At 63.5% G+C, this 12774-nt stretch carries 9 protein-coding genes; 5 read left to right on the top strand and 4 right to left on the bottom strand.

What is annotated here, in order from left to right:
• Positions 1-77: 77 nt before the first annotated feature.
• Together H7687_RS04105 and H7687_RS04100 are read left to right on the top strand one after the other, a co-directional pair.
• Complete coding sequence (locus H7687_RS04105) at positions 78-923, top strand: ChaN family lipoprotein (RefSeq protein WP_183345387.1); 846 nt, start codon at positions 78-80, stop codon at positions 921-923.
• Between the two features lie 338 nt (positions 924-1261).
• Positions 1262-2329 carry a hypothetical protein gene (locus tag H7687_RS04100; RefSeq protein ID WP_183345385.1) on the top strand — a complete coding sequence of 356 codons (1068 nt, stop codon included), beginning with the start codon at positions 1262-1264 and terminating at the stop codon, positions 2327-2329.
• A gap of 64 nt (positions 2330-2393) precedes the next feature.
• Here the strand turns inward: H7687_RS04100 and H7687_RS04095 are convergent, their stop codons facing one another.
• The 3 genes from H7687_RS04095 to H7687_RS04085 form a co-directional block, all read right to left on the bottom strand.
• The gene (locus H7687_RS04095) at positions 2394-3002 is read right to left on the bottom strand and encodes a DUF922 domain-containing protein (protein ID WP_183345383.1); all 609 of its coding nucleotides are present in this window, start codon (positions 3000-3002) and stop codon (positions 2394-2396) included.
• Positions 3003-3082: 80 nt separating this feature from the next.
• On the bottom strand, positions 3083-4381 hold the full coding sequence (locus H7687_RS04090) for an MFS transporter (RefSeq protein ID WP_183345381.1): 1299 nt from the start codon (positions 4379-4381) through the stop codon (positions 3083-3085).
• 114 nt (positions 4382-4495) lie between these two features.
• Complete coding sequence (locus H7687_RS04085; protein ID WP_246404562.1) at positions 4496-6253, bottom strand: flavocytochrome c; 1758 nt, start codon at positions 6251-6253, stop codon at positions 4496-4498.
• Positions 6254-6742: 489 nt separating this feature from the next.
• Between H7687_RS04085 and H7687_RS04080 the strand changes: the two genes are divergently transcribed.
• Complete coding sequence (locus H7687_RS04080; RefSeq protein ID WP_183345378.1) at positions 6743-7117, top strand: cupin domain-containing protein; 375 nt, start codon at positions 6743-6745, stop codon at positions 7115-7117.
• Between the two features lie 120 nt (positions 7118-7237).
• On the top strand, positions 7238-8017 hold the full coding sequence (gene ygiD, locus H7687_RS04075) for a 4,5-DOPA-extradiol-dioxygenase (RefSeq protein ID WP_183345376.1): 780 nt from the start codon (positions 7238-7240) through the stop codon (positions 8015-8017).
• Between the two features lie 105 nt (positions 8018-8122).
• On the opposite strand, the gene H7687_RS04070 is transcribed toward ygiD, so the two are convergent.
• Entirely contained in the window at positions 8123-8860 is a 738-nt protein-coding gene (locus H7687_RS04070) for a sulfite exporter TauE/SafE family protein (RefSeq protein WP_183345375.1), read from the bottom strand.
• 297 nt (positions 8861-9157) lie between these two features.
• On the opposite strand from H7687_RS04070, the gene H7687_RS04065 reads away from it, so the two are divergent.
• Entirely contained in the window at positions 9158-12763 is a 3606-nt protein-coding gene (locus H7687_RS04065; protein ID WP_183345373.1) for a DUF748 domain-containing protein, read from the top strand.
• The last annotated feature ends 11 nt before the right edge of the window (positions 12764-12774 follow it).

The raw sequence follows: 12774 nt of genomic DNA, 5'->3' as shown, positions 1-12774 counted from the left end.
TCCGTTCCTGTCCCGCCACGGCGGGCGCGGCCTGTGCCGCCGGTATGAATGCGGCAGAGCTGCGCAAGGAGGCGATCATGTCCGGGTGCTTCAGGGCGCTTCTCATCGCGGTGCTGATCTCGGTTTGCTGCTCCCAGGCGCAAGGCCACACCGTAGTCACCCGCCTCAGCGACGGCCAGACCATCTCCTTGCCCCAACTGGCCGCCGCGGCTGGCGCAAGCCAGGTCACCCTGATCGGGGAATCGCACGAGGAGTCCTACCATCACGAGCTGCAACTCGACCTGCTGCGTTTGCTGGATGCCGGGAAGCGACCGCTCGCCATCGGGCTGGAGATGATGCAGAGCGACTCGCAGCAGGCACTGGACGACTGGGTGGCGGGTAACCTCGGGGAGCCGGAGATGCAGCAGGTCTTCGAGAGGAACTGGACCGACTGGCAGATGTACCGTGACATCTTCCTGTTCGCCAGGGACAAACACATCCCCATGGTGGCCCTCAACGTGCCTCTCGCTATCGTACGCAAGGTCTCCCGGGACGGGTTCGCCGCCCTGACTCCGGAGGAGAGAAAGGGGCTGCCGGCGGGGACCAGCTGCGACCTGGCCAATCCGCAGGTCGCGTTCCTGAAGAAGACCTTCCGAATGGCGCCGCACCACCAGCAAAACGGCAGGAAGTTCGACTTCTTCTGCGAGGCGCAGACGGTACGCAACAGCGGCATGGCCCTTAATATCATCCGCTATCGCGAGAAGGAGCCCGGACGCACCCTGGTGGTGCTGACCGGCGTCTGGCATGCCGTCAAGTACGCCATTCCCGACCAGTTGCAGCGTCTGGGCAGCGGAGTGGCCTCGGTCGTCATCCTACCTCAGACTCCCTACCTGAACAGCAGCAACTCCACCACCAGCGAGGCCGATTACCTCGTCGAACTCTAATCCCGATCCCATCCTCGGTGCGTGCCGGCACATCCTGCCGGCCGCGCGTCGTCTCATGAGTCCCTACGTCCCGTCCGCCTCTTTTTTATGCACCCCCCGCCGACTGCCATTTAGGCACAGCTTCACCATCCGCCATAAAAACCCAAACAAAATAGGCACTTACAGCAAAAACGCCCAGGCGGCAACATTGGCTTTTTTTAATCGGATATGGTAAGTTGAGATCAGCAGCAGAGGTTTGTATACAACCCAGAGGTGGCACCGCGAGGACCATCAAGGCCCATATGCAAATGAGGCAGGCGGTGCCTACCGGTCCGTGGACCGGTAACGGAGGTTCAATTATGAGAACAGTGAGAAGGTTGCTATTCACCACCATCGCCGTGGTGGGCATGATGGGCATGACCACAGGCACAAGCTATGCTGCCGGCACAGGATCCCAGTGCAACAAGAAGATGACTCACAAATCCGGGACTACGCATAAAGCCGGCATGACCCACAAAAAAACCTCCCACAGGAGCGGGACGGTCTCCGGCTCCTCCGGCGGAGGCATTGTACAGGGCTACAGCAGTACCACCCTCCCCAGCGGAACAGGAGCAAGGACCACGGTTCGGCAGGACTTCACCGTCGAGCGACTGGGACCTGAATCCGGTAGCAGCATGGGGACCGGTGCAGGCGGAACGGTAGGCGGCAGCACCGGAGGTAGCTACGACCAGAGAGGCACCGGCGGCACTTATAACCAGGGCGGTTCCTATAACCAGGGTGGTAGCGGCAGCTACTACGGCACCGGCACTGGCAGCGGCATGGGTGGCACCATGGACCGCGGCACCTATAACCAGGGTACCAGAGGCACAGGCGGAGGTGGGACACTGAACCCGGGCGCCGGCAGCAGCTACTTCGAACAGGGTACAGGGAGCAGCACGGGCCACACCCTTGACCGTGGTCCGAGTGGGATCATGAACCAGGGTACCGGCGGATCCATGAACCAGGGCACCGGCGGCAGTTACTATGACCAGGGGACCAGGGGCACCAGCGGCACGGGCGCGGGCGGCACCCTGAACCAGGGGACCGGCGGCAGCTACTATGACCAGGGAACCAGGGGCAGCGGCGGCACCATGGACCGCGGCACCGGCGGAACGATGAACCAGGGCACCGGCGGCAGCTACTACAACCAGGGGACCGGTGGCACAACCGGTACAGGTTCCATGGGAACCGGTAACATGGGCACCGGCACCACCGGTACGGGCACCATGGGTACCGGCGGCATGGGTACGGGCGGCACCGGCACCATGGGTACTGGCGGTATGGGTACTGGTACGGGTGGCACCACCGGCACCGGCACCGGCGGAACGGGTACCGGCACCGGCACCGGCATGGGTACCGGCACCGGGACCGGCGGTAGTGGCAGGTAACACGGAGGAAGAATAAGGCGGGTAAGGTAGGACAGGGGTTACGGGCGGTGCCTGTAGCCCCTTTTTAGTGTGAGCCGGCCAGCAGGACGGCACCCTGGGTTTCACCGTGCCGGGTGTCGTGGTCGTACTCTATCTGGATCTCTTTCAACCTCTTGAACTTCTCCTCGGTACGCCTGGTAATCTCGGCAGCCAACTCCTCCTCACTGCCGAAACTGGGGAGGGTGCCGAACATCTCGTTGACCTCCGAGGCGGCCTTCACCGCCAAGTCCTTGTGACCGAATTCGTGTCCCTGCAGATGGGTCAGGTACTCGTTCCAGGTCCCGACCAGTTCCGGGGCACAGGTGGCGAGATTCAGACGGGGCATGTTGTACAGGATGTCCACGCGGGTGGCGGCGGACTTGACCGAATAACGGCCATTCTGGCAGCTGACTTCGTACTTGTAGTGGATGTCCCAGTTGGTCATGGCGGAGTACACTTTACCGTCGTTCCACTTGGTTCCATTGAGCCTGATGTCACGGATGAGATCGTCCAGCGTTTTGCCACTTATGTCATAAAAGCGGTAGCCTTCTCTCACCTTCAGTTCACAGGAAGCCGTATCGGAAGCAAACAAGGGGGCGGAACAGGCCAGAAAGAGCAGGGCAATCCCTGCGCCGGCAATGAGGCGGTGCATCATCTAGATACGGACTCCTGAATATGGGATGGCAAAGGTGAAGTAACCATACCCTATCAGGCACTAGCCACGGGTGACCCAGGTCACAAAGTGTGATGAATCGGGCCTTTACCTGCATCATCCCCTTCATTGCCGGACAGCGTTCCGCTCCAGAGTGTATCGCAGGTGACAAAGACAGCTGCCCTGCGGCGGGACCTGAGCTGCAGCAAGGAAAGACCGGCAACGCAGAGCGCAGAGGTGAGGGTGAGTGCGGAGCAAGCGCCGAGCCTGGCGGCGATGCCGCCCATGAGGGCGTTGCCCACCGGCGCCATCCCCAGCAGAAAGAGGGTGTAGACGCCCATCACCCTGCCGCGCAGCCGATCCGGGCAGGCCCGCTGCAGGGAGCGGTTGGCACGGGCCAGGAAGACCACCAAAGCCGCGCCGGCAACAGCCAGGGCGGCCAGGGCCAAGGGGTAATCGGTCGAACGGGAGAAGAGCAGCAGCGCCAAGGCGAAGAGCACCCCCCAACCGGCGCCGTCGGAGTCCGGGTGGGGCAGGTGGTCGAGGCAGGCAAGTGCAAGGGCGGCCAGTAGCGAACCGCTGCCAAGACAGGCGGACATGAAGCCCAGGCCACGCGGACCACTCTGGAACAGCTCCGCGAAGACCGGCAGCAGCGGAACGAAGGGAATGGCGAAGATGCTCACTAGCAGCACCGACAGGAGCAGTTGACGGACGTCCTTTTTGCCCAGCACAAAGCAAAGCCCCTCGCGCAACTCGCTCGCCGGGAGCACCTGCGAGCGCAGGGGATGATCCGCCTCACGGCCGAGGCGCACCAGGATCAGGGAGGCCATGCCGACCAGGTAACTTGCGGCGTTGAGGAAAAAGCAGGGGGCGACGCCGAAGGCGGCGATGATGCAGCCGGCGGCGGCAGGCCCGAAGAGACGGGTGGCGTTAAAGGAAACGGCGTTGACGGCCACCGCCTGCCCCAGGCGGTCCCGGGGCACCAGTTCGGCCAGCAGCGCCTGGCGCGCCGGGAGTTCGAAGGCGTTCAGCACCCCCTGGCATGAGGCGAGGAACATGATGGCCGGCGTGGTGGCCTCGCCGCGCAGGGCAAGGATGCCCAGGAACAGGGGTGGGATCATTGAGCCTCCCTGGGTGATCACCAGGAGGGCGCGCTTGTCGAAGCGGTCGGCGGCAACCCCGCCCGGCACGCTGAACAAAAGCACCGGGAGAGAAACCATGATGGCGGCAAGGGCCAGTTGCGTCGGTGACTTGGTCAGCGACCAGACCAGCCACCCCTGGGCCACCGACTGCATCACGCTCCCCAGCCAGGAAATCCCCTGCCCGGCCGAAAAGATACGGTAATTGTGGTCACGCATCAGCGTAAAGCTGGAGTTGAACATCCCCGCCTCGTGTCTGTCCCCGATAGCTCTCGCAGAACCCGGGCCCGAAGAATGGGGAGGCGCCGGTGAGGGCGCCTCCCCCGGTTGATCCGGCCGTGGTACGGCAGCTGGTGCCTAGGGACGGGTGTTCTTGACCAGCCTGGCCGCGTTTTCCCCGGCAATCCGGCCGAAGGTGATGGTCTGCGAAATGGAGTTGCCACCGAGCCGGTTCTTGCCGTGCACGCCGCCGGTCCCCTCGCCCGCCGCGAAGAGGCCGGCGATGGTCCTGCCGTCCTTGGCGACCACTTCGCTGCCGGTGGTGATCTTCAGCCCGCCCATGGTGTAGTGCACGCCCGGCTTCACCTCGATGGCATAGTACTTGGCGGTACGCAGGGGGCGCGGCAGGTCGGGTCGCTTGAACTCGGCGTCGTTCTTGTCGTCGACCCCCTTGTTGTAGGAGGCGACGGTCGCTTCCAGGGTCTCGGCCGGGACCTTGATGGCAGCGGCGAGATCCTTAAGGGTCGCCCCTTGCTGCACCAGGTTCAGGTGGAAGTAGCCGTCGATCTGCTTCAGGCTCTTGCGCACGCCGTCGTCAAAGACCAGGTACGCCGTCTGCCCCTTCTGGGCCAGGATGGCGGCGGAGGCCTTGTCGCGGGTGGTCAACTCGTTCACGAAGCGCTTCCCATCATGGTTCACCAGGATGGCGCCGTTGCCCCGCACCGCCTCGGTGATCAGGGTACGGCTACCGGCAGCGACGGTCGGGTGGATCTGGATCTCCTTCATGTCTTTCACGTCGCCCCCCACGGCGGTGCCCAGGTCGATGCCGTCACCGGTGGCGCCGGGCTGGTTGGAGGTGGTCATCCCCTTGTACTCGGGGCGGTAGTAGGCGACCCGCTCCGGGTTGGCCGAGAAGCCACCGGCCGCGATGATGACCGCCTTGGCGTTGATGGTGTACTCGCCGCTGTGCTTGCCTGCCACACGCACCCCGGTCACCCGCCCCTTCTTGTCCTCGAGGATCTTGACGACCTTGCTGTTGACGCGGATGTCGATGTTGCGCTGGGCCGCGTTTTTGCGCAGCACCTCGGTGATGTGGGCACCCACGGCGGCGCCCCCCTTGGGACGGTGGGTCCTGTTGACGCTGGCTCCCCCCATGCGGCCCACGTCGCTCAGGTCGGCGCCCAGGCCGGTAAGCCAGGCGACCGAGCCGGCGGAATTTTTGGCCAGCACCATGGCCAGGGCCGGGTCGTTCAGGTTGCCGCCGCCGGTCATGGTGTCCTTGTACATGAGGTCGACCGAGTCGGCGATCCCCTTCTCCTTCTGGAAGGTGGTCTCGGCCGCGTTCATGCCGCCGGCCGCGAGCATGCTGTTGCCCCCGGTGATGGGCTGTTTCTCGATGATAACCACCTTGGCGCCGGCGTCATGGGCGGTAATGGCGGCGGTGAAGCCGGCAGCACCGGCACCGATCACCACGACGTCCACCTTCTCGGCGCGTTTCTTGGCCTTGGCCACGGGAGCGGCCATGGTCGGGGTGGCGCCTCCGCCGGCGATCTTCATGTCGAACGGATGGCAGCTCAGGCAGTAGGCCCAGGATGCGGTGTGGCCGTGGTGGCAGGCGGTACAGTTGATGTCACCCAGGTGCGACTTGTGCGGGTTCACCTCCTCCTGGGATTTCTTCCCCATCTCCGCCAGGGTGCCGTGGCAGCCGACGCAGTTCTTGTTGACGCCCTTCTCGCTGTCGTCGACGCTGATCTTCTTGCTGCTGCCGTGGCAGTCGGCGCAGGTCGCCTTCCCCTCGTGCAGTTTCGCCAGCGGCTCCGAGCCGCCTGCCCACAGGACCGTGGCGGACACCAGCACCAGCAATGCCGCCAGCACAATGCCTATCCTCGAACTCATCATCTTTCTCCTTTCTTGTTGTCACGGGTGGTTACCCGCGTTTTTTACTCTGCGAAGGGCCGCAGGGGGCTGCCCGGCGACCTGCTTCGTTGAGCACGAGTGATGCCAATACCGGTGCAACAGGCCAAGGTGTGGAATTAATGATAACTTTAGCCGCCGGGTGTCAGATAACAAGCAAACCGAACGATAACCTGGGGTTATGGAGGCACCCTCGCTCATTAACAAAGAGGCTGTTATTCCGGCAGGTTAGCCGCACCATAACCTCTGGTTATCGGTATAACCTGGGCTATACCCCTTGTTGTCACAGCGGGTTAGGTGAACATCTGAGCTCTTTGGAAGGAAGAGATTCGAAAAGCATTACGGGAGTTGTATCGACAGGATGAACTCCGGCCCGGGCGGGGACCACAACGATGCCGGCAAGAATTGACCGCGGGACAGTGGCGGCATTACAATGAGTTATGAGCAACAGCGCGTTCAGAGGAGTCAGCTATGAGAGTCATATCGGGTGACAAAGCAGAGGTAAGAAACTTCGCGACTCCCTACGAAGTGAGGGAGTTTCCCAATGGCAGGGTAGAACTTATCATGATTGGCGGGGCTATGGTGGGTAAAGCGACCTTCCTTCCCGGCTGGCGCTGGTCGACGTCGGTGCAGCCGTTGGTGCACACCAAAAGCTGTGAAGCACCGCACTTCCAGTACCACGTCTCGGGAAGGCTGCACGTGGTGATGGATGACGGCAGCGAGTTCGATTGCGGCCCGGGGGACGTCTCCCTTTTACCGATGGGACACGATGCCTGGGTAGTCGGAGATGAACCGGCCGTGGTAGTGGATTTCCAGGGGATGATCGATTACGCCAAGGCGGCCTGAGCGGCGCCGACGAAGGTAGATGGGGCGCCGCCGACAGGCGCCCCATTTCTGTGCGGCGGTTGCACCCGGGGCGCGGGGGCGGTATAACTGTCGGATATCTCACAAGGAAAGGAGCCTGACATGCCGTCAAGAATGCCCGCCCTCTTTTTGGGACACGGCAACCCGATGAATGCGTTGGCCAGCAACGACTACACCCAAGGGTGGCGCAGCCTGGGGCGCAACATGCCGCGCCCGGAGGCCATCGTCTGCGTTTCCGCCCACTGGTACCGCCCCGGCACCGCGGTCACCGTCAACGAGAGCCCCCGCACCATTCACGACTTCGGCGGGTTCCCGCCGGAGCTCTACCGGATGCAGTATCCCGCCCCCGGCGCCCCGGAGCTCGCCCGGCAACTGCAGCGCATGCTCACGCCCCTGGCGGTGCAGGGAGACGACAGCTGGGGGCTCGACCACGGCACCTGGGCCGTGTTGTGCCACCTCTATCCGGACGCCGACATTCCGGTGCTGCAGTTGGGCATCGACGAGACGCAGCCGGCGCAGTTCCACTACGACCTGGGCGAAAAGCTCGCCCCGCTGCGCGAGGAGGGGATCCTCATCGTGGGGAGCGGCAACCTGGTGCACAACCTGCACACCTATGCCTGGGGGAAGCACCTCCCGGAGCCTTACGACTGGGCGGTGCGTTTCGAGGCGAGGGCGAGGGAGTTGATGCTGGCAGGGGACCACGCGCCACTGGTGGCGTACGAGACGCTGGGGGAGGACGCCAGGCTCTCCATCCCCACGCCGGACCATTACCTGCCGCTCCTGTACGTACTGGCGACCAGGCAGGTGGGGGAGCAGGTCACCTTCCCGGTGCAGGGCGTCGACGGCGGCTCCATCTCCATGCTGGCGGTACAGGTGGGCTAGCCCCACCGACTCCCCACCGACTCCCCACCGACTCCCCACCGACTCCCCACCGACTCCCCACCGACTCCCCACCGACTCCCCACCGACCGCCCACCGACCGCCCACTTACAGCCCAAGCACCAGCTTGAGCCCAAGGACACCGCCGAGCAGCACGAAGAGTCCGCGCACCCAGTCGTGCCCCTTGTGCCGCCCGATGCGGGACCCCAGATATGCGCCTGCCACCGAGCCGAGCGTCGACGGGAGCATCAGGCGGGCGTCGGCCAATCCGGCCGAACTGTAGATGGCAACGGCGAAACAGTTCCAAAAGAAAGCGATCTGGTAATAGCAGCCCAGGGAGACGACCAGGGTCTGGCCGCGTCCCTTGGCAAGGAGCAGCGAGGTGAAGAGCCCGTTGCCGGAGCCGAAGAAGGATTCGTAGACGCCCAGCGGAAAGGCGAGCAGCGCGGTGACGGCACGGGACAGCGCAGGCTCGCTCTCCTCACGCCCCAAGGAAGGATTCAGCGCCACCACGACCACCAGTGACAGGATGATGGCGCCGATGACGCGCTGAAGCAGGCGGGGGTCGACGCCCCGCACGATCAACGTTCCGGCGTAGGCGCCGGCCAGGCCGCATACGATCATGGCACGGACGAGGGTCCAGTCGACCCGGCGCCCCTTGAGGTAGTTGCGGGCGGCCAGCAGCGTCCAGGCCGCCCCGTTCAACTGGTTGGAAGCGATCGCCACCGGCAGCGGAAACCCGAGTCCCAGCCATACCGGCGTGGTGAGCATGGCGGACCCCGCGCCGCTCATGGCACTGAGCAGCGAGGCAAGAAAAGCAACCGGCAGTACTATCAGGAACTCCATGCTGCCCCCCACGTCTCTCGCCCCTTACCCAAAACTTCCGCCCCCCTGGCCTTTGACACTCTCAGCACAGCACACGAATGTGAGATCTTAACCGGCACGATGCAGATTGCCCAGCCTTTTATTTGTCTCCAGTTAGTTTGAAAAGACCTCTTCTGGCAAGCGTTTTTACTTATGCCTGCTTCGCTTCGTGCGCAACCTTGAGTTGCGGCTGTACAGTGTGCCACGGCCGCGTGCGCTTTGTCACAAACGTGTTAACTTATAGTAAATGGAAATCCAAGGCAGTAAACGAGGTTCCCCTTGCCAAAGCTCAACAAATATTGCCTCATAACTGTGGCAGTACTTGCCGCGCTCATTGTTTTTATTGCAGCGGTTCTGCCAATCATCATAAAAAACAAGGCTGTTGCTGCCATCGAAGATGCCACGGGACGCACGACACGCATCGGCTCAGTCAGCCTCAACCCCTTCACCCTGCACGTTGCCGTGAGGGACTTCGCCGTTGCCGAAAAAACCGGGCCGCCGCTGGTCGCCTTCCGCGCGCTAGATGCCTCACTCTCGCCGGCATCCATCTTCAAGAGGGCGCTGATCGTCTCCGAGATCACCCTCGACACCCCGACCATCAACCTGGTGCGCACCGCCCCCAACCGCTTCAACTTCAGCGACATCGTCGAGCGGCAACCCAAGGAGAAGGAGAGCGAGAAAAAGGCCCCGCTGCGCTTCTCCCTGAACAACATCCGCCTGAAGAGCGGATCCATCGACTTCGACGACCGTATCGTCGGCGGCGGGAGGAAACACAGCGTCCGCAGCCTCGACATCGCGCTGCCGTTCATCAGCAACAGCCCCTACCTGGCGGAGAAATACATCGACCCGCGTATCTCCGCCGTGGTCAACGGCGCCCCCTTCAGCTTTGCCGGAAAGCTGAAGCCCCTCAGCAAGTCGCTGGAAACCTCGGTGCACATCGGGCTGCAACAACTGAGCCTGCCCCACTACGTGGCCTACTACCCGGTCAAGCCCCCTGCCGATCTCACCTCCGGCACGTTGACCGCGAACCTCGATCTCGCCTACCGCATCTCCGCCGACCGGAAGCCGGAGTTGACCCTGAAAGGATTGACCAGGCTGGATGCGGTCGCGGTCGATCTCCCCGGCGGGAAACCGTTGCTCCGCCTCCCCTCGCTGCAGGTGAAGGCGGCCCGACTTGAGGCTCTGGCTGGAAACTTCCAGTTTCAGTCCATCACCGCCGACGGCCTGGAGCTTTTCGTCGAGCGCAACCAGCGGGGGGAGTGGATGTACTCCCGGCTCATCACCCCGGCGAAGAACGCGGAGGAGGCGAAGAAGACGAACGAGGCGGACCAGAAGACCGCCCTCCAGGTTTCCTCCTTCTCCTGCAGCAAAGCGACCGTCCACTTCCGCGACGATCTCCCCAAAGGGGGCTTCACGACCACCATCGCGGACATCGAGCTCTTGGCCAGCAACGTCAGCACCGCGCCGGGAGCTGCGGCGAGCTACCAGCTCTCGCTAAAACCGGACCAGGGGGCGACGCTGAAGACGGAAGGGAAATTCTCCTCCACTCCGCTTACCGTCACCTCGACCATACAGCTCGCGGGGCTGAAGCTCCAGCGCGCCTGGCCGTACCTGGACCGGTACCTGACCGCACCGGTGCAAGGCACCCTGGGCCTCGCCACCGAAATCGGCTACAGCGAGCCCGCCGGCCTTACGGTGCAGAAAGGGAGCCTTTCCGTCGCAGGTCTTGGCGCCCGCTACGGCAACAAGGAAGGATTCGACCTCGCCTCCTTCCAGGTAAAGGACGCCGCCTTCCGCCAAAGCGACAACCGCCTGGAAATCGGAGACATCCGCCTGTCCCGAGGGAACATGTCGCTGTCCAAGGAGGCCGACGGCAAGTTGTCGCTCCTTTCGCTGTTCGCCGGCCAATCGGCTGCCCAGGCACCCGCAGCAGCCCGCCCGCCGCGCGGCAGGGCCTCGCCCTCGACGGCAGGCGCACCGCGCAAGGAGATGTCGTACCTGCTGAGGCAGATCCAGCTGGAAAAGCTCAACTTCGCCTTCACCGACAAGACCTTCGAAGAGCCGCCGCGTTACACCCTGCGCAACACGAACCTGACCCTCTCCAACCTGCAGGGTCCGAAGTTCGCCCCGGCGCCCCTGCGCTTCGCCGCCACCTACGGCAAGGGTGCTACCCTCAAGCTGAACGGCACGGTCACCCCCGCTCCCTTCCGCTACCGGGGGAGCGTCGGCATCGCGCGGCTCCCCATCGCCGATTTCGAGCCCTACTTCCCCGACACCTTCAACTTCTCGGTGCTCGCAGGCTCGCTGGACACGACCGTGAGCCTCGACCTCGCCCTGAAGGACGGCAAGGCCAAGGGGAGTTTCCGGGGCAACGCCGGGGTGCGCGACTTCCACAGCATCGACGCCGTCGGTGACCAGGACCTCCTGAAATGGGAGAGCCTGCAGTTCGACGAGTTCCAAGGCAACTTCGACCCCTTCGCGCTCAGCGTCCGCGAAGTGGCACTGAACGACGTCTACTCCCGCATCATCATCAGAAGGGACGGGACGCTGAACCTCCAGGACCTGGTGAAGAAGGAGCCAGTCCCCCTTCCGGCAACCGTCCAGGCCTCCGCCCCGGCCGTGGCGAAACCTGCGCCCGCCGCCGCAACGGTTGCCGCAGCGCAGGCGCCGGCTCCCCAGCGCCAGGTCTCCGTCGGCAGCGTCACCATCCAGAACGGGACCCTCGCCTTCACGGACAACCACCTGCCCCAGACCTTCAACAGCACCTTCTACAACCTGGGCGGACGGGTCAGCGGGCTGACCTCCGAAGAATCGAAGTTCGCGGACGTCGACCTGCGCGGCAACCTGGAAAACCACTCGCCGATGCAGATCACCGGAAGGCTCAACCCGCTGCGGGACGACCTCTTCGTCGACCTCAAGGTGTCCTTCCGCGATATCGAGCTCTCCCCGGTGACGCCGTATTCCGGCACCTACCTCGGCTACGCCATCGACAAGGGGAAGCTGTTCCTCGATCTCAAGTACCTCATCGAGAGAAAGCAGCTCACCTCCGAGAACAAGGTGTTCATCGACCAGTTCACCTTCGGCAAGAAAGTGGAGAGCAGCCAGGCGACCAGCCTCCCGGTCCGACTCGCCGTCGCCCTCCTCAAAGACCGCAAGGGGGAGATCCATCTCGACCTCCCGGTGACCGGCCGCACCGACGACCCGCAGTTCAGCATCTGGGGCCTGATCGGCCAGGTGCTGAAGAACCTGCTGGTCAAGGCGGCCACCTCCCCCTTCGCCCTGCTCTCGTCGCTTGGCGGCAGCGGACAGGATTTCAGCGTCATCACTTTCCCCCCCGGCTCCAGCGACTTGCCGGCAGACGAGGAAAAGAAGCTGACCCAACTGGCCAAGGTGCTGGCGGACCGCCCGGGGCTCAAGGTGGAGATCAAGGGATTCGTGGATAAAGGAAAAGATCCGGAGGGGTATCGGCAGGAGCTGCTGACGCGCAAGGTTAAGAACGAGAAGTTCCTGCACCTGGTCAAGGAGCAGCAGACCAAGGAAGGCGACAGCGGCGCGAACGTCCAGCTCTCTGCGGAAGAATATTCGAAGTTTCTGAAGGCGGTCTACAAGAAGGAGAAGTTTCCCAAGCCGCGCAACGCCCTGGGGATGGTGAAGGACCTCCCCGACAACGAGATGAAGAAACTGATCGTCGCCAACACCGTGGTCGGGGAGAACGAGCTGCAATCGCTGGCGCGGGAGCGTAGCGCCAACGTGATCAACTACCTGGTCACCAAGGGGGGGCTGCCGCCGGAAAAGCTGTTCCAGGCCAGTGACAACATCTACCAGGCGCCGGAAAAAGAATCCGCTACCCGCAGCCGCGTCGAGTTCAACGCCATCGCGAGATAAGCAGAGGCTGC

The organism is Geomonas paludis, assembly GCF_014193585.1.
GTDB lineage: Bacteria > Desulfobacterota > Desulfuromonadia > Geobacterales > Geobacteraceae > Geomonas > Geomonas paludis.
This window is presented reverse-complemented; position numbering and strand designations above follow the sequence as displayed.